Raw genomic sequence first — 17858 nt, 5'->3', positions numbered from 1 at the left:
GATGCCGGAAGTACGTTGCTCTGTTTCCAACTGTTCGTATTGGGCAGAAGGCGGCGCGTGTGCGGCCAACTCGATTCTCGTCGAGATCGACGCACACGCCAACCGCGAGTTTAACACCGAGTTCGGAGGCGACCTCGGTGAAAACGTGCACAAGGACACCGCGGCCAACAGCCGTTGCACCATGTGCCATACTTTCAAAGCGAAAGCGTAAGTTGGGTTGTGGAGAAAGGCGGCGGTCTGCGGACTGCCGCCTTTTTTCGTTTTTCTTTTCTGCGTTTTCCGTTAGAATGGGAATATCTTACTACTACGAATTTTCGGAGGATTCCCGTCATGAAGAGGACTGTTGCAGAGACAGCAAGCGCGATTGCAGAGGAAGTTTCAAAGTCGATCATCGGTCACACGCACGCGATTCGGTTGTTGCTCACCGGACTTTTTTCCGGCGGTCATGTGTTGTTGGAGGACGTGCCGGGCACGGGAAAAACGGCACTGGCAAAAGCCCTCGCCCAAAGCATCGGCTGTGAATTTTCCCGCATCCAATGCACGCCGGACCTCTTGCCGTCCGACGTGGTCGGCACGATGGTGTACAACCAACCGGCAGGCGACTTTCAGTTCCGGCGCGGCCCGTTGTTTTCGCAGATCGTGTTGGCCGACGAGATCAACCGCGGCATTCCGCGCACGCAATCGGCGCTGCTTGAAGCGATGGCGGAGGGACAAATTACGGTGGACGGAAACACCCATGTGTTGGAACAGCCGTTTTTTCTGATGGCGACGCAGAATCCGATCGAATCGCAAGGCACGTTCCCGTTGCCGGATGCGCAATTAGACCGGTTTCAGATGAAATTGGCGCTGGGGTATCCGGAGTTGGAAGACGAGCGGCGCGTATTTCGCCTGTCGCGTGCGGGGCAGGCACAGAGCGCCGGGAATGTGCAGGCGGTGGTCGATCCGCAGACGATTTTGGAAGTTCGAGAGCAGGTGCGACACGTGCTGGTCTCGGAAGCGGTGGAAAGCTACCTGCTCTCCCTCGTGCGTCAGACCCGCGAGCATCCTGCCGTTCTGCTCGGGGCCTCTCCCCGCGCGATGATCGCGCTTGGTGCGGCGGCGCAAGCGTATGCCGCGATGGACGGACGGGACTTCGTGATTCCCGATGATGTGAAGAGTTTGGCTCCTTATGTGCTGGCTCACCGCTTGGTGTTGAACGCGGGGGCTCGGATGAAACAGACGACAGCAGGAGTTGTGATCGAAGACATTTTGCAGAGCCTCCCCGTTCCGGTGGAAACCGGGAGCGGACGATGAGCGTTTGGTTTCTGCTGCTCTCGATCGCGTTGGTGGTCTGGGGGTACAGTTCGCTTTGGAAAAAAGCCGTCTCACAGCGTCTGCGCGTGACGTTCGAGCAGTCCGGCGTCGACGGGCCGCTCTGACGGCGGGCGATGTGGTGCGGCTGACGACGGTGGTGGAAAATCACTCGTGGATGCCGATGCCCTTGGTGGAGTTGCACATCCCCTTGCCGGAAGGACTTGCCGCAGACTTCGGCGTCAAGCACGGGGGATTATGGCGGACGGAATTGGTGTACCGCACCTATCTCCTCCCCCGTCAGCGCGTGACGTTTCAGCAAGACGTGCTGTGTGCGGAGCGCGGGTTGCATCGGATTACGAAGACGGAGATCAAATTGGGAGACGGGTTGGGGTTGTCTACTTTATTTGAAGAGTTGGAAACGCCGCTGTCGCTTCTCGTGCGTCCTCGTCCGGTGACAGAGGACGGGTTGCTGTTGCGTTGTGAAGAATTGATCGGCGAGACGGCTGTGCAAAGATGGTATCAGGAAGATGCCAGCCGGTTGCAGGGCGTTCGTTCGTATCAAGCGGGCGATCCGTACCGCTTCATTCATTGGGCGGCGAGCGCGAGGTCGAATCAGTTGATGGTGAAGCAGTTTGAGACGACTTCGGAGACGACCCTGTATGTGATACCGAACGCTCAGTTTTTTGATGCGCATTGGGCAGGCGGCGTGAAGAGCGTCTCGGAGTTTCAGTACCGGGTGGCGGCGACTTTGCTTTGGATGGCGTCGGAGCGGCAGTTCTCGTGCGGGCTGTGCACGAATGCCGCTTGGCAAGGGGCCGGGTGGCTGTTGCAGGCGGCAGATCGCGGGCCCGGGCATCTCGATCTCTTGCTGGGGTTGCTCGGCGGGTTGACGCGGCAGGCGCAGTGTTCGTATGCGGAGCTGTTGCGTTTTTTCCGAGAGCGGGTGTCGCAGGCGTCGACGCTGTTGTTGATCACGCCGTATTGGAGTGACGAGTTGGAAGATGTGTTGCGGTTGTTGTTGGGAGATCGCCATCGGGTTTTGATTTTGACGACGACGGAGGACGCCGCGGTGTGGCAAGGGATTGATCCGGCGGTGTCGGTTGTCGTCTTGAACCAGGAGGAGGCGTCATGAAACGTACGGGATGGGTTCCGGCAGTCTGGAGCGTTGTGCTCGGCTTTTTGACGCTGGCGGTGATTTGCAGCGGGTTGCCGGAGAACGGGAGCCGGGCTTTGGCTGTGTATCTGGGCGTTGCAGGGGCTTTTTTGGTTGTTTGCGTGCTGCCTGCTCGGGTGTCGCGCTGGATGTTGGTGTACGGGTTCGCCGTTCTGGTTGGCGGCGTTGCTTGGCTGTGGGTGCGGTACGACGGGTTTGCAGGAGTTCCGACGCTGAATTTGTTGGTGTGGGGAGCTTTGTTGTTGTACCGGTTGCATCAGTTGCATCAGTTGGAGAGAAGCGGTTCGCAGTTAAACTATGAGTTGCGGGAACAGTCGAAAGTGGACGCGGGGGCGATTTTGGCGCTCTATTTCGTGACTTCGATCGGTGGGCACGGGGCGGATGATGCGTGGAGGCAGGCGGTGGTGCCTTTTTTGACGGCGTTTGCGGGCTTGCGGTTGGTCGCGCTGTCGGCGTCGTTTCAGGCAGAACGGCAGGCGAAGTTGGAGTTGAAGGAGCGGAGGCAGCCTGTTGCCCGGCTGGTGTATTTGCTGGCGGGGGTCGGGTTGTTGTTTTGGTGTTTGAACGCGGGCGGGAGCGCCTTGCGGGACGCGGTGTATGCCGTGTTGGATGTGCTGCTGTTTCCGGTTGTGTATGTGGTGGGGCATGTGTTGCAGTTTTTTCTGGAGCGGTATCACATTCATTGGGCGATCACAGAGATCGACTCGCAGAATGCTGCGAATTCGTTTGATCAATTGGGGGATTCGGGGCAAACGGTGGAGTGGAATACCGCCGGGTTGGAGTTGACCCTGTTGATTCTGGCGGGGGTGGTTGGAGGTTGGCTGCTGTGGAAGTTGAGGCGGGGTGCGCGGCGGAGGGTGGCTGTTTCGGCAGAGGATTATGTCGTGACCACGCGGGAGTTTATGAGCCAGCCGATTGAAGCTCCCCCCTCCCCTGTTTGGGATGAGGAAGATCCGACATTGACGGAGATTCGGCGGTTGTACCGCGAGTTTTTGCAGGCGATGGAGCGGAAGGGGTTTGAGCGGAGGAGGGATGAGACGCCGTTGGAGTTTGTGGAGCGGCTTTCTCCTGAAATGCCGGAGGTGAAAACGGAGCTGTTGGAGTTGACGAATGTTTACATGCGGGAGAGATACGGGCATGCAGGCGTTTCGGAAACGAACGCAGAGGCTCTGGTGGAAGAGATTTTGAAATCCTCATGAGACTATAAGGCAAGCGTAAAGACCTTGTTCCACTAGGGCACAAGGTCTTTATTCTGAAGACAAATAGGTCGCATTCCTTGTGTGTTAGGCCCAGTTGCCTGCGATTGAAGGAACAATTGGGACATACTCCGCCACATGTTGGCTGTTCGGCACAATCGGCACATATTCAGCTTGATACGATTGGGAAAGCAGTCCCAGTATTGAAACAAAAACAGCTACTGCACAGACAAAACCGAGGGCACGTTTCAACTAAAACTCCTCCATATGCAAGATGTCAGTTGCCTCTAGAATCTTCTTCTCCATTCTATAATATTTCATTAACGCGACAGAATCACCCAAAACACTAAAATGATTGATAAGCACTCGACAAGCAAGTGCCCGAACTGTTTTACCTGCACTTGCAGTAACAGCGACTTTCTCCGCGTAACGGATGTCATGATTTGCAAGCGTCAGGAGAATGTCGTATTTCCCCTTCAGCTCTCCTCTCTCTTGGACGAGATGGTAGTGCTCCTCAATCATCTCAACAGCTCGTCCAAATTCCTCCAACTTAATGAGTACCTTCGCATACTCTTTTACCGCGATCGGCAGAATCTGAGCATCACCAAGAAGATTTTGAATCGCTTCATCGAAGTGCCCTCTTGCCTTGTTGTAATTCCGATTTTTGAACTCGAAGTAGCCCAAATTCACTTGTGCTCTGCCAATATGGTTACGCATCCCTGTAAGTTCCAATTCTGAGAGTGATCTCGTCAGATACTCACGGGTTTGGTTTGTATTGTTAAACTGCTCCGCAATCATTGCCTTTGAGTGGTAAATGACACCCATTTTTTCATGGTCGGAGTGGAAGACCTCCTCGACCGTTGCAAGAACGCCAGCCAATTCGGTGAACCGCTTTCGAGTTGTGTAGGACACCATCAATTTGAGTAGAACCGCATAAAGTCGTTGCGTTGCGCCGTACTTCTCAGCGATGACTTTCGAGATTCCAAAAGCCGAGTTCCATAGTTTATGGGCTTCTTCATAGTCACCTAACTCAAAAACAACATGCGCAAGGTAGTTTAAGGCGTCACACTTTTCCGATAACCCCAACGCAATAGAAACGTAATACTCGCATAGCTTTTTTGCACGCTGCAGGTCATCCTTTCGTTCGATCGAGCGGCGGATATCGGAAACCAAATTTTCGGTGTCAGTCTGTTTCAGCCGTTCGACTGTAACACCGAATGCTTTCGCGAATTTCCCCACTTCCGAGGGGCGGCAATGCCTTGCTCCCTTCATGATTTTCCGTAGCGTTTCACGACACATCGTTTCTTCAGGATCGTGACATTCTAATAACTTTCCAAGAGAACGAAGCGACATTCGTTTGCTCTCCATGATTTCGCTTATGCGACGAAAGATTGGTACAGGGTTTCCGAATTTCTCTTCGAATCTAGACTCAGTCAATGTCTATTACCTCTCTGTCGAAGGGTATGTATGGAAGTAAATAAATACAATAGTAATTATAGCAAGACATAAAAGGTTTGAATACTATTTTTGTGACAGTTGAGGAAAAAAATTTCACAAGAGGAGAGAGGTTATTTTTTGAGTGAACGCCTATTGCCGCGGTTTTCCTCCTGCTTACACTTCTGGTTGCTCTTTTCGTTTTGAAAAGGATACACTGGGGAGTAAGAAACCAAATTCGGAGTTGATCGCATGAAGATCGAGTGGATGAAACTCGAAAATTTTCATGGTTTTCGGGAAAAAGAAATTTCGTTCCACCCGCAGTTTACGGTATTGGTCGGAGATAATGCTTCGGGGAAGACGGCGGTACTGGAAGGAGTTTCGGTGGCGATTGGGGCGTTTGCGAATGCTTTAGTCAAAAATGCAGATTTGCGGGAGATTGAACCCGAGGAAGTACGATTAAAAAAATTCCAGCATGGAGAAATTCCTACATTGGAGCCCCAATACCCTTCTTATGTACACTTTTGTTCCTCGATAGACAATCAAATGGTAGACGCAATGGTTTTGAAGGAAGAAAGAAATACGCACTTAGGTGTTGATCTCATTTATGAAGTCTATTCCAATGCGGAAGCACTTGGAAGGAAGATTCTGTCCGGTGAAAGTGTCAAACTACCAATATTTTCGTTTTTTAGGACCTCTCGTTTATGGAGCCAAAATGAAGACTTGGTTAATTCCCCCTATTCACCAGGCTCTCGACTCGAAGGATACCGAAACTACCTCAATCCTAACGCGAACGAGTCGTTTTTTACAAAATGGTTCATCCAGATGTCCATTGCCGAAATTAAACGGCGCGAACCGTTAAAAGTCCTCGAATCCGTCCGCCGCGCCATTGTCAGTTGCATGAACAAACTTGGCGTAGAAAAAATTGACTACGACCCCCTCCGCGACGAGATCCAAGTCTTTTTGGAGAACGGCGACCAAATCCCGCTCCGTCTTCTCAGCGACGGCTATCGTAACACAATGGGTCTCGTGGCGGACATCGCACACCGCATGGCGGTGTTGAATCCTTTTATGGAAGATCATCTACGAACGTCCGGCATCGTCTTGATCGACGAAATCGACTTGCACCTGCACCCGAAGTGGCAACGTCATATTGTTGAGGACTTGAAGAACACCTTCCCGAACGTGCAATTTATTGTAACCACGCACTCCCCTTTCATCGTGCAATCCTTAGAGGAGGGCGAACTGCGCGTGCTCGACGAAGATGTTGAAGCAAAGGTGGTTTCACCTGCTGATTACGTCAATAAAAGCATTGAGGATATCACGGAATATGTCATGGGCGTAGATAAGGTCCAACGAAGCGAAAAACTCCACCGCCTCTACGAAAAAACCAAAACCTACTACCTGCTCATCGACCAACTCAGCGCCACCGAAGACGAAACACAACGCGCAGAGCTGGAACGCCAAATCCAAACAACCAAAGACGAGATCGACGAACTCGACTCACTCTTCAGCGACGACATCTCCTTCCACGCGATCTTGGAACTAGAACGTCTCCGCCTGCTCAGGAGAGACAAACAATGAGACCTATCGAACGCGGGACTCATCCTGTGAACCCTAACGGCATCGCCGTCTCTTTCTCTCACTACTCAGACGCCCGCATTCATTTAATCGACCACTTAGGCGAATACTGTTCGTACTGCGAAATGAAGCTGGAATCGGGTTTGGCCGTCGAACACGTCAAACCCAAATCGAGGCACCCGCAACTCGAACGAACGTGGGAGAATTTTTTGCTCGCCTGCCCGAACTGCAACCCTACCAAAGGAGATGAAGATGAAGATGTCCATCTCCCGGACTATGTTTGGCCGGACTCAGATGACACGCATCTCGCCTTTACATACAATCCGGACGGTCGCGTCCTTGCAGCTCTCACGCCGATGCACACCCAAGCCCAAAACATGCTCCAACTCGTCGGTCTCGACAAAATTCCCTTACCGCACGAGAGTTCAGATCGCCGTCTCCGCAATCGTCATACCAAATATCAGATGGCGCTCCGCTACCACCGTGAGCTGTCTCAACGTCCCGATGATAAACAGTACCGCCAAATCATCACCGACCTCGCCAAAGAAAGCGGCTACTGGTCCGTCTGGGTCACCGTTTTCCGCGACGACCCCGACATGATCCGCCGCTTCAACGAAGCATACCCCGGAACCAGTCCGCACTGCTTCGAAACGGAAACTTACCAAGCCAAATCACGCCACAACAGACCCTGAACCACCGGAGGCCCAACCCTATGTCAGAAACCAATACTATATCCCGCCGCTGGGTGGAACACACTATAACCGAATCCGAAGCAGGACAAACCGTCGAGGACGTCCTGACCGGCACCCTCTCGATCTCCCGCCGCATGATCCAAAAACTTACGCGCAGCAAGGGCATTCAACTCAACCGCAAGCCTGCCTTCCTCAGCAAAAAAGTCCGCGTCGGCGATGTCGTTCGCGCCGCGCTGTCATTTGAGGAAGAAGCGGGCCTCGAACCTGTCGAGATGCCGCTCAACATCCTCTTCGAAGACGCCGACCTGCTCGTGTTGAACAAACCGCCGTTCCTGCTCGTCCACCCGACGAGCCCGCAGCAGACCGGCACGCTTTCACACGGCCTCGCCTACCACTACCAACAGCAAGGCCTCTCCGCCAAAGTTCGCCCGGTGCACCGCATCGACCGCGACACGTCCGGCCTGCTCGTCGTCGCCAAAACCGCGTTCGCCCATCAGCATCTCGACCGCCAACTGCGCGAGCGCGAACTGAAGCGCGAATACCTCGCGATCGTCGACGGCACGATCTCCGAAGACTCCGGCGTCATCGACGCCCCGATCGGAAAAAACAAACTCGACCCGAACCTGCGCGCCGTCCGCCCGAATGCGGGCGAATTTGCCCTGACCCGCTATCTCGTCCGCGAGCGCTATGACAACGCCACCCTCGTCCACCTCGAACTGGAAACGGGCCGCACGCACCAAATTCGCGTGCACATGACGCACATCGGACACCCCCTGCTCGGCGACCGTCAATACGGGAGCGTCGGCCTGGAACTCATCAAACGCCAAGCTCTGCACGCCGCGCGCTTGACGCTGACACACCCGACCACAGGCGAAGTCCTGACGTTTGACGCTCCGCTTCCGCCGGACCTCGCGTCCCTGCAAGCCTATTTGAAAGAAGGAAACTAACGCATGGCACGCCTGACCAAAAAACAACGCGTCCTGCTCCAAAACCTCCTCACCTACGTATCATTTCTCATCACCGTCGCCGGAACTGCGCTCTGGTGGCGCATGAAGAGCGCGGGCGACTCGTCCCCGCTCTGGCTGCTCGGCGTCATCGGCTACGGCTGGACGTTCCTCGCCCTGCTGCTCATGGACAAGTTCGGCCGCCGGGTCGCACGAAAACGCCGCTCTTCGTAAAAAAGGCAGGCTCCACAACCAAACCGGAGCCTGCCTTTTTAGCAGTTCGCATTTTTACGAACTCGTACCGTTGAATGGCTGTTGGACAATTGAATTTAAACACAAAAAAATAGACCCGGCTCCACACACAGCCAGGTCTTATTTCTATCGGCTATACCACGTATACCCCCGACTCGAAGTCCGCATCCGATATGGTAAAAATACGGACTTCATCACACGGTCCTTCCCCAACCGCGCCCCCGTCGAGTCAAACGAGCTAATGCTCTCAAAGGTAGCCTTCTCCCCCATATCATCCAAGTACTGCATCAACACATGAGCACTCATCGCCGCCCGTTCCCCCAGCACATAGCTGAAACTCACCCCGAGGCTCTCCACCCGCTCCTGTGCCACTGGTTGTACAAAACTCCCACGCTTGCCCAAGTAGTTGATGTGCAACAACAACGCCTGCAACAGCTCTACTTGCTCCTCCTCCAACCCCTCCAGACAAACTCCGACCCGCAAATCCCCTTCAAAGCTCACATACTCCCGATACGCCACAGAGGAGATAAATGCCGGCCCGTTTTTCTTGTCCTTCGGCTCACTCAAAATCTTGATGAAGCTGTTGTTCACCACCGCATGCTCCGGCGGTTCGAAGGAGATGTGCAGATCGCGCACCCAAGGAAAAATCCCCTTCCCATCCACCCCCATCCGAAACGCCGCATCCAACAACGCCATTTTCATGCTGTACATGCTCGGCACAAGATTCGTCTTCCCACCAGAAGATGTCGCCAGAGAGGAGCGCAACGAAAACAACGCGGTGTGACGATACGTCGTCAGCAGCCACATCGCCCTCTACCTCACTTGCTCGATCAAGTCGACCATGATCTTGGTGAACTCCGACTGCGAGTGGAACGCAAACGTTTGAATCCCTCGCGAATTCAGACGGTTCAAGTTGTGCGCAATCTCCTCGATCTCCTTCTGGTAGGACTGATTCAACGGACTCACCGTCGGAGCCGGAATCGTCGAGGTCGAGATCGACACAACCCCTTCAAAATTCACCATGTGCGGCAGTTGCGTGCTCCGATGTGCCCCCAACGGTTTGACGAAGCTGAGCAAGATGCTTTCCAGAAGGGCTTTCACACGTTCCTTCCGCTCGTCCTCCCCAATTTGATGCTCGCGTGCCATGTCGTTGAACCCGACACGCCCCAACTCCGCATTCAACACCAGCGCGTACTTGCCGGAACTCGCCGGTCGGTAAAAAATGTTCTGCCCGCGGTTGGAGCCGTCCTCCGCCCCTGAACCTTCGCCCCGGCCGGTGTCGAACTTCACATGGAAGTACGATTCCGTCCGCGTCACATCCGGCAACCCGATCAACCAGCCGAACTCAACGGTCGATTTTCTCGCCATCGAGTTTTTCTTGGCGGTGATCAAGACGCCTTCCAGATCGTCCACAGCGCAGTGGTGGAGGACTTTTTTCAGCGTCTCGCGGCTGTCCGCTTTCTCGCCGATCTCCTGCAAAAATGCATCGTCGTCGTTGATCCGATTTGCGCTAAGGCGCTTGCACCCTTCGCACAGGGGAAGTCCGCGCTCCACCGCAATCCCATGCAAGTGCTCGGCTTGGATGTGCTTGAACATGTCGCCGGAGATGGCGTTGACGACGGTTGGTTGCCCTTCTGCGTCCAAGATGTGAACCATGCGAGTTTGCAGGTGGTTGCCTTCGGAGCCTTCATTGTTCAGCGCGTGCATGTCGAGCGTCAACAGGCCGGAGATGGATAGAGATTGAAACGGGATGGTCATGGGGTTATTCCTCCTCGTTCTCTTGGGAATCGGATTTCTCGCCGGACGATGCGGATGCGTAAGCGATCAGCAGCATGGCGATGGTTTCGGAGTATCTGTGGTGTTCGATGAAGAGTTGGTTCAACTTGTCCAAGTCATCAAGCGAGACATTTTTTCTCCGACGGCCCTGTCGGTCTTTCAACTGTTCGGATCGGCGTGCGTTTTCAAAGTTGTACTCGCTGACGAATTCTGAAACCACGGCGACCAATTGCTCCGGGAACCGTGCCTTGCGTTTGATCTCTTGGAACAGCCCGTACTTGATGTCAAAGACCTGATTCCCCTTGGACTTGTGGAATTGCTCGCTGACCGTCGCTTGTTTCATCGCGGCGGCTACATTGCGAAAGCCTTCATTGCGAATGACCTCGGCAATCGGCAGGCGTTTCTGTTCTTCATTCCCTTTCATCAACAACCCCTCCAAGTGATTGATCGTGAAGGAACGGATCGGTCGGCCTCTTTCACGTCGTCTCATGACGAGACACCCGTACGCTCCTAAAAACTCCAAAAACGCTCTCCAATCGCCAGCCGACAGGAAGTCACGATACAGATTGAGCAGAGCGGCCTCTTCACTTTTTTCCTCGTCCAACAGCTGAAGGACGCGGCGATGTTCGTGGAGCAACTCCCTCCAGAGCTCCACATCGTCGTCCGTTTCGACGGGAAACCACCCCGGCAAGCCAAGGCTTGAAATGTTGGTCACGGCTTTTCCAGACCCCAACGATTTGAAGTACCCGGTCTGGACGGCGGAGATGATTTCGTTGGGACGTTTGCCGAATGGAATCCAGGGGTCTACCCTGTTTTTTCCCGACATTTTCAACAAAAACGCAACTTGATCCATGACCACAAACAGGTCAACTTTTCGTGAATGCCAAGCCGCTGTCAGATTCTCCAGCGCCATCTCCTGTAGTTTGTCGATTGAAATGTCAGCAGGTACAGGAACCGACATCTTGATGTCATCCCCTACGGAAAATCCATTCAGCACATGCTCGCTCCCGATAAACCGCAACCATTCGTCAAACCAATCCACATACCCGCCGGGTAATGACCCCCTGCTGGCACTGTCCGCTTTGAGCCGGTTGACCCCCTTGCCTACCATCGGGTTGAACACTTGCAAGTCCGACACGCTGGGTTGAAAAGGAGTCTTGGCAGTGGTACGGGCTTGCCCTGACTCCAACAACTTCAGTCGTTCGATGACCGTATTTCGGAAAGCATCCCCATCCGCTTTGGTGATGTCGAGATACAATTTGTTGCGTGCTCCGAAGCCTTGTAACATGTTGATGCGTTGAATATGCGGGAATCTCCGGTTGTAACCGGTGACCTGCTCCGGGTTCTCATCGAGCAGGTCGTTTGCAGCCTTGCTCTGTTTGTTGCGTTCGCGCCAGATTTCATAGAGTCGTTTCTGTTGCGGGTAGTCGAGATAGCCTGTATCCGGGCAGTCCGGGTCCTCTGTGTCATCCTTCAATCGAGCGTATTGAAAAGCAGGTCTGCTCTGCAAGCCCACGAAATCAACCTGCTCTATGTTCAGTTCGGGCCCCGTCACGCGAAACGAATCGTTCTCCTCCAGAATCCTGACCTTTTGGTCATCGCCAACCAATCGCCCGATCAAAACCGCCAACCCGACAGCGGCCAAGGAATCTGCATACGTGCCGGACCACTTCGGGAGAATCCAGCTAGTCGCCATGAATCCGTTCCCCCTCCTTTCTTTTTTCCTCTGCCAGCCGTTCTTGGGAGAGGCGGTCGTTCAAACGCAATCTCCTCACGAGATACCAGTAGAGAACCAACAAATCGGGGTCGCTGAGATCGCGGTAGTACTCATACTCGTGGGAAGATTTCGTTTCCACAAGTTCCATCTTCCCTTCGAACAAACCGGCAAGGCTCTCCCGAACTACAGCCTTCGTACCGTTTGCAACAACGAATTTGTCTTTGCACTTGCACTCCTTACTAAACGCATGATGGTGTCTCATAATCGCCAAGACCATCGTTTCAAACAGGAGACCGTGCTGTTCTGTCTCCCCTTGTTGCGCCATCTGTGACAAGAGAGGAATTGCCAGAATCGATCCTTCCACGGAATGAGGCGGGCGCTGATACTTTGAAAGCTTCGCGGCTTTTCGATCCTCAAGACTGCTCCCTATATAATCGGTATGCGCCAACAGGTCCTTCTCCTTGATTCCGCGAGTATCGTGTTGCCAATCTTGAAGCGCTTTTTGGAACTGCAGGGTCAACTTCCCGATGTCATGCAAGGCGCCTGTAAATTCCGCCAATTTAGCTGGCGAAACTGCAGGAGGAAGGCTTAGATGTCTGATCAGCTTTGCATCTGCAACCTGATGGACACCTTCTTTCTCCTCTTCCTGGTACAAGGCACGAATTCTCGTCACATGCTCCAGATAAGTCTCCCGGAAATAATCAAACCTCTCCCCGGTGCGCTCGGGTTCCGTCCGTGTCTCTTTTGAAAAAACCCCGACCCCATCCTCCGTCGGTGTAAACAGCAACCCGACCTCTTCGTGGTAGTGTACATATTTCGGAGAGAGGCAGATCAACCGTTGGCCCATCAAATCGCCGGCCTTGGTGAGTTCCTTCCAGATCGGCACTGCCCGACCCCACGAGTTCTCTTCAAAATCGGGGTACCATCCCACGGGATCTGACTTCCCTTCGTGGGCTTTGAGATGGTGAAACACCATTTGAAACGACACCGAGATCCGCTCCGGTCTCAACTCCAAGCGCAAGGAGGATGGTTCCGGGTGAATCATGACACTTACACTGTCAATCGACCGGACCAGTTTGCTCGTATCAGGTTCCCCATTGACATGAGCGTCGTTAATTTCTTTCTTTCGATCCGGCAAGAGATGGAGTGTGTCCTGCATCTTCGCCGCGTCGTACTCCCCATGCACAAACTCGATCAGGTCATGCTCCCATTCGGACTGGAGGACGATTGTTTCCTGACGCGACAAAAACGCCGATGTCATCTTCATCAGGTCTTTTTCATAAGGCCGATATTGTTCGTCGACGGAGAAGACGTGTACATGTCCTTCTTCGTTGTGATAGCGTGCGCATCGTCCAATCCGCTGCAAAAGTGCATTCGCCGGGCAAAGATCCGTCAGCAAAACATCCGAGGAGATGTCCAATCCGGCTTCCACCACTTGTGTCGCGATGAGCAAAGCGTGTTCCTCTGCTCCCTTCTTGAACCGTTTTAAAACCCACTCCTCCGTCTCGTACCGTCCACTTCCAAAAAGTCGCGAGTGAAGACAGCGCATCTCAAGCGTTTTTCCTTGTTCTTGCAAGATGTTTTGGAGGTCGAGAAAAAGTTGCTGGGCCCGCGCGACTGTATTGACGACCACCAGTGTTTTTTTCCGTGCTTGCTCCAACACGAGCTCTGCGGTGAGAGGAGTGTCGTGCCAGGTGAGTGCCCGCGTTTGCTGGGGAAGTTCTTTTCTTTCCTCAGGATTCAGATCGAGCGCCTCGCCTTGCAGGACTCCCCTGATCTTCTCGACGTTCTGTTTTGGCACAGTAGCCGTCATGACGAGGAACTGCGTATAGGGGTGCAACCTCTTCATCATGTCAAGAAACGTCGGAAGTGCCTCCCCGTAGGAGAGCAAATGAAACTCGTCGATCACGACCAAAGCACCGATCAGGGCCCCCGGCGGGATGTTGGCAGATGCTTTTGACGTGCCGTACGGGAGTCCCACGTATGCGCTCAGCAGTTGGTCGATGGTCGTAAACACGACATCCCCTTCAAAAAACGGATCGTCCGGCTGATTGCCCATCTGGATGGTGATCTTCGGGTTTTGCTCATCTGGAAAATGTTCCGAAATCGAAGCGTGCAAGGCTGAAGCAAGCGAACGCAAAGGCAACGCATAGAGCACCCGGTCTGCGATTGGACGCCCCATCTGTTTGGCATAGAAAAACGGAGCCAGCGCAGCCATCGTTTTGCCGGCTCCTGTGGGAGCGACCAGTACCACATTTTTTCCGGCCAGTACTTCGTCCTTGACACGCTCTTGGTAGCGGCGAGGCTTGTATCCGAACGTCGTTTGAAAAAATTCCTCGTACAGCATCAACCGTCACCCCACTCGAATTCGTCCAAGATCGAACACGGTATTTTTTCCGATATGCAGCAATTCCGCGACCCGCAACCACGGCAGAAACTCCGCCAGATCGCCCTCATACTGCACCCAGCCCATGATGCCGCCCAGCTTCATCTTGGTCTCTTGGCGGTTGGAGTAGCGGCTGTAGTCCACCCAGCGCGTTTCTTGGCGAATCAGTTTGATCGTCTCCGCACGGCGGAGCAGATCGGCGAAATTGACTTCCCACGATTCTCCGTGATGGAACTGCAACAGCCCGGTGACGCGGCGCAGGATGTTACGGAAGATCACGTGGAACTGCGGGTCGCTGGTGTACTGTCCGTTCCATTTGATACGAAGGGGGGTGTCAAAAAAGAGCGTTACACGCTCGGAACGGGAGGCGTCGGCTTGCTGGCTTCGGTGGCGAATGTCGACCCCTGTGGTGATGAGTGGGGCGTGGATTTGTTCAGCGCCTTCCTGATAGATCGTGACCGGGAACTGGTTGAAGCCCTCCGATTCGACCTGCACCAACTGGTACGGCAACCGTCCCTTCCCGATGCCGTCCTTCCCCATCTCTTGAAAAGTCGTGACAAAAAGCGGCGCGTAGTCGATGGCTCGTCCAAACAGACGCAACCGCAGCGCCAGGAGTTCACCCGGTTCAAATTCCGTTTGTCGGTTCAGCGGGATTTCGAGCACGTAGGGGCGGGGGATCTGGTCGTACTTCCCCATAAAGCCGGAGTCCTGCTCAGGTGTGGTTTCGAATACGTAGCCGTACGCACAAGCAGAGGGACACTCGCAACTGGTGCAGGCTTGTCCCGTGTTCATACAAGCCAATCTCTTAAATACATGGCCGAATCCCCCACGGAACGTGGATGCCTTCCACGGTGGGAGTACGAGACCTTTGGTCCCCGCTTGGAGGGTAAAGCGATAGGTAGCGATTCGCAGGTTGTCAAACATGGTGGTTCCTCCGATCGTAATGAAAGGGGGGAGGCTTGCGACTCCCCCTATCCATGGTACTACTTTTTAATTTTCCTGCTGAAACGTACTGTGAGAAAGAGGAATTTAAATTCGATCTTGGTCGTCTTCATCTGAACCCTCCTTCCCTGTAGAAGTTTTCACTCTAAATCCTATATGCTGTCTTCACAAGTACTATATTGATTTCGGTTTGGAATATGCACGATTCGCTAAATAAACATTAATGTCACGCACAATATCCAAGAAGGCATAACAGGAAATTAAACGAATTTCCCCCAACGCATAAAGTCCCCTATAAAACGGGTCTAATCCTCCGGCGGTCATTAGAACTGTTAAACTACTACATTTTCAGTCCCCTGTAGCTCGGGTCTTGGGTTTAGACGGTCGGGCTCAAATATTTTTGGCGGTGATTTCGGTTCTTTCAGTCCCCTGTAGATGAATCTAGCATTTCATATACATTATGAAAGCTACCTTCTCCTTCACAAACAAAAAAAAACTAAAACTTAAGCTCTTCTTATCACTATTCCTACATTACATATCCATAAAAAAAGACCTCCCTGTTCGGATAGGCCATTGACTATCATTGTTCTGAGAAAGTATACCTTCATCGCTATCCCGTGCTGATGAGGCGTTCGTCCATTTTGGAGATGGCTTAGCTGAAGCCGGGGTTGGATGTCCGGGTTGTGGCTTGGAGGCTGGGGGAGACGACCTTGGCAAACGGGCGACCTTGGGAGGTGAGAAAGTGGATGGAGATGCCCTCTTCGACACAGCTCTCGATGACGTCGGAAGAAAGGGTGACGCCGCGGGAGAGGATGAGAAGATCGTGGACGTCGAAGAAGGGGACTTCTTGGATGATTTTGCGGTCGCGATCGCGGATGACCAAGCGCTCGCTTGCCTTGCGGACGGACATGCCGTATTCGTCGATGAGAAGTTGCATGGGGAACACATCCTTGCGAATTTTTTGGATGGTATCTATTTTCGCAAGATTTCGGGGAGTTTATACGGGTGGGAGGGATTTTTTTGTGGGTTGTTGACTGGTTGAAGATTAATTTCAGCCCCTTGTAGTTCGGGTCTTGGGTTGAAACGGGTTCATTTTCGCTAGTTGGGCGCGCGGATCGCGGCTTTCAGTCCCCTGTAGTTTGGGTCTTGGATTGAAACAGTTTTCTATTGACTGACCGCTATAAACCCGTCAGAGCTTTCAGTCCCCTGTAGTTTGGGTCTTGGATTGAAACTCTGTCGCATCTTGTGAGCCGCCCCATACGTATGAGCTTTCAGTCCCCTGTAGTTTGGGTCTTGGATTGAAACTTCGGGAGGTTCACTTGCATCGCGGCCTCTCCGATCACTTTCAGTCCCCTGTAGTTTGGGTCTTGGATTGAAACCGACCGCGAAACCCATATCAAAATCCAGTCGTATTGCGGGTTCCAGCCGTATCAATCAGGGTGTGAATGTTGATTTTTTTCGAGGATCACTTTTTTGCTCCAAAACCCGCCCGATCCTCGAAACTCGTCTTTTCCCACATTTAGTATCCCAACACCAGTATATCTCATCCCTTTCATGGGGAGAATAGCTCTTTTTCACAAAAAAGCCGTCTCTTCATGAGAGAACAGAAACCCTACCTTATTCCACTTCTACCTCGCGTGCTCTGCCCAAGCAGGAGGCCGACACCAACACACTCCGAACAACTGCCCACGTGACAATAAAATTCTGAAGTTAACTGCTAAATGCCTTGCGTATTGCATTCGCAAAAATCCTTTTATTCTCCTGAAACTAGGGTCTAGGATCGATACCCAAGACGAGCAAGTGGACTTTCCCGAAGGCGCATACCTTTCAGTCCCTTGTTACTCGGGTCTTGGATTGATGCTCGCACTTTGATGCCAATGATATTTCTTTCAGTCCCCTGTTACTCGGGTCTAGGATTGATACGATGACTACTGTTTTGATCGCTCGCCCACTTCCTAGTCTTTCAGTCCCCTGTTACTCGGGTCTAGGATTGATACCCAGGTTTGAGTTGTTGTCTTTGATAGCGAACCGGCTCTTTCAGTCCCCTGTTACTCGGGTCTAGGATTGATACCGAATGGTTTCAACGCTACCTGCCGCTTCTTCCGAAGACTTTCAGTCCCCTGTTACTCGGGTCTAGGATTGATACCTACACGAAGCGACTAGAGGCAAAGGCGAACAAGGACACTTTCAGTCCCCTGTTACTCGGGTCTAGGATTGATACCTTGTAACGCTTGATTCGACGCTCATCTGCCGTTTCTCTTTCAGTCCCCTGTTACTCGGGTCTAGGATTGATACGATGAAGCTATGGATGCAGCGTATATTAAGGCGTTCAACTTTCAGTCCCCTGTTACTCGGGTCTAGGATTGATACCACGGCGATTGGGCGGCATATTGTGACGTGACTGGTTCTTTCAGTCCCCTGTTACTCGGGTCTAGGATTGATACTCATGGGCTTTGAGCCAGCCACTGTTA

Annotated in this window: 17 protein-coding genes and 1 CRISPR repeat array; of the genes, 9 read left to right on the top strand and 8 right to left on the bottom strand. The window is 53.0% G+C overall.

The window, feature by feature from the left end; genetic code table 11:
* Window position 1 precedes the first annotated feature (1 nt).
* The 5 genes from EL26_RS08540 (at window position 2) to EL26_RS08525 (ending at window position 3666) form a co-directional block, all read left to right on the top strand.
* Window positions 2–211: a DUF1540 domain-containing protein gene (locus tag EL26_RS08540; protein ID WP_038086882.1), complete on the top strand. Its 210-nt coding sequence runs from the start codon at window positions 2–4 to the stop codon at window positions 209–211.
* Between the two features lie 119 nt (window positions 212–330).
* On the top strand, window positions 331–1293 hold the full coding sequence (locus EL26_RS08535) for an AAA family ATPase (protein WP_052036151.1): 963 nt from the start codon (window positions 331–333) through the stop codon (window positions 1291–1293).
* Window positions 1290–1418, top strand: coding sequence for a hypothetical protein (locus EL26_RS26430; RefSeq protein ID WP_274518875.1), 129 nt, complete (start codon window positions 1290–1292; stop codon window positions 1416–1418). The genes EL26_RS08535 and EL26_RS26430 overlap by 4 nt, the downstream gene beginning before the upstream one ends.
* Before the next feature lie 14 nt (window positions 1419–1432).
* Window positions 1433–2425, top strand: coding sequence for a DUF58 domain-containing protein (locus EL26_RS08530; RefSeq protein ID WP_152559213.1), 993 nt, complete (start codon window positions 1433–1435; stop codon window positions 2423–2425).
* Window positions 2422–3666 carry a DUF4129 domain-containing protein gene (locus EL26_RS08525; protein ID WP_038086878.1) on the top strand — a complete coding sequence of 415 codons (1245 nt, stop codon included), beginning with the start codon at window positions 2422–2424 and terminating at the stop codon, window positions 3664–3666. Before EL26_RS08530 ends, EL26_RS08525 begins: the two co-directional genes overlap by 4 nt.
* A gap of 84 nt (window positions 3667–3750) precedes the next feature.
* Here the strand turns inward: EL26_RS08525 and EL26_RS25405 are convergent, their stop codons facing one another.
* Complete coding sequence (locus EL26_RS25405) at window positions 3751–3915, bottom strand: hypothetical protein (protein WP_161780688.1); 165 nt, start codon at window positions 3913–3915, stop codon at window positions 3751–3753.
* Window positions 3916–5016: a tetratricopeptide repeat protein gene (locus EL26_RS08520; protein WP_038086876.1), complete on the bottom strand. Its 1101-nt coding sequence runs from the start codon at window positions 5014–5016 to the stop codon at window positions 3916–3918.
* A 333-nt stretch (window positions 5017–5349) separates the two neighbouring features.
* On the opposite strand from EL26_RS08520, the gene EL26_RS08515 reads away from it, so the two are divergent.
* The 4 genes from EL26_RS08515 to EL26_RS08500 are packed head-to-tail and all read left to right on the top strand — an operon-like array spanning window position 5350 to window position 8548.
* Window positions 5350–6681, top strand: coding sequence for an AAA family ATPase (locus EL26_RS08515; protein ID WP_038086873.1), 1332 nt, complete (start codon window positions 5350–5352; stop codon window positions 6679–6681).
* A complete protein-coding gene (locus tag EL26_RS08510; protein ID WP_052036150.1) occupies window positions 6678–7370 on the top strand; it encodes an HNH endonuclease in 693 nt (230 codons plus the stop codon). Before EL26_RS08515 ends, EL26_RS08510 begins: the two co-directional genes overlap by 4 nt.
* A 20-nt stretch (window positions 7371–7390) precedes the next feature.
* Complete coding sequence (locus EL26_RS08505) at window positions 7391–8317, top strand: RluA family pseudouridine synthase (protein WP_081857072.1); 927 nt, start codon at window positions 7391–7393, stop codon at window positions 8315–8317.
* A gap of 3 nt (window positions 8318–8320) precedes the next feature.
* Entirely contained in the window at window positions 8321–8548 is a 228-nt protein-coding gene (locus tag EL26_RS08500; RefSeq protein WP_038086871.1) for a hypothetical protein, read from the top strand.
* Window positions 8549–8692: 144 nt separating this feature from the next.
* On the opposite strand, the gene EL26_RS08495 is transcribed toward EL26_RS08500, so the two are convergent.
* From EL26_RS08495 to EL26_RS08470, 6 genes are all read right to left on the bottom strand, one after another.
* Complete coding sequence (locus EL26_RS08495) at window positions 8693–9373, bottom strand: hypothetical protein (RefSeq protein ID WP_038086869.1); 681 nt, start codon at window positions 9371–9373, stop codon at window positions 8693–8695.
* Window positions 9374–9379: 6 nt separating this feature from the next.
* On the bottom strand, window positions 9380–10324 hold the full coding sequence (locus EL26_RS08490; RefSeq protein WP_038086866.1) for a DevR family CRISPR-associated autoregulator: 945 nt from the start codon (window positions 10322–10324) through the stop codon (window positions 9380–9382).
* Window positions 10325–10328: 4 nt separating this feature from the next.
* Window positions 10329–12038: a hypothetical protein gene (locus EL26_RS08485; RefSeq protein WP_038086863.1), complete on the bottom strand. Its 1710-nt coding sequence runs from the start codon at window positions 12036–12038 to the stop codon at window positions 10329–10331.
* Entirely contained in the window at window positions 12028–14406 is a 2379-nt protein-coding gene (gene cas3 / locus EL26_RS08480) for a CRISPR-associated helicase Cas3' (protein ID WP_038086858.1), read from the bottom strand. Before cas3 ends, EL26_RS08485 begins: the two co-directional genes overlap by 11 nt.
* 6 nt (window positions 14407–14412) lie before the next feature.
* Window positions 14413–15237, bottom strand: a complete 825-nt coding sequence (gene cas6, locus EL26_RS08475; protein ID WP_161780687.1) for a CRISPR system precrRNA processing endoribonuclease RAMP protein Cas6 — start codon at window positions 15235–15237, stop codon at window positions 14413–14415.
* Between the two features lie 802 nt (window positions 15238–16039).
* A complete protein-coding gene (locus tag EL26_RS08470) occupies window positions 16040–16324 on the bottom strand; it encodes a CRISPR-associated endonuclease Cas1 (RefSeq protein WP_038086851.1) in 285 nt (94 codons plus the stop codon).
* Window positions 16325–17136: 812 nt separating this feature from the next.
* Window positions 17137–17831: direct repeats of the CRISPR family, unit length 37 nt; unit sequence CTTTCAGTCCCCTGTTACTCGGGTCTAGGATTGATAC.
* Window positions 17832–17858: the final 27 nt, after the last annotated feature.

Source organism: Tumebacillus flagellatus (assembly GCF_000714935.1).
Classification (GTDB): Bacteria; Bacillota; Bacilli; order Tumebacillales; family Tumebacillaceae; genus Tumebacillus; species Tumebacillus flagellatus.
This window is presented reverse-complemented; position numbering and strand designations above follow the sequence as displayed.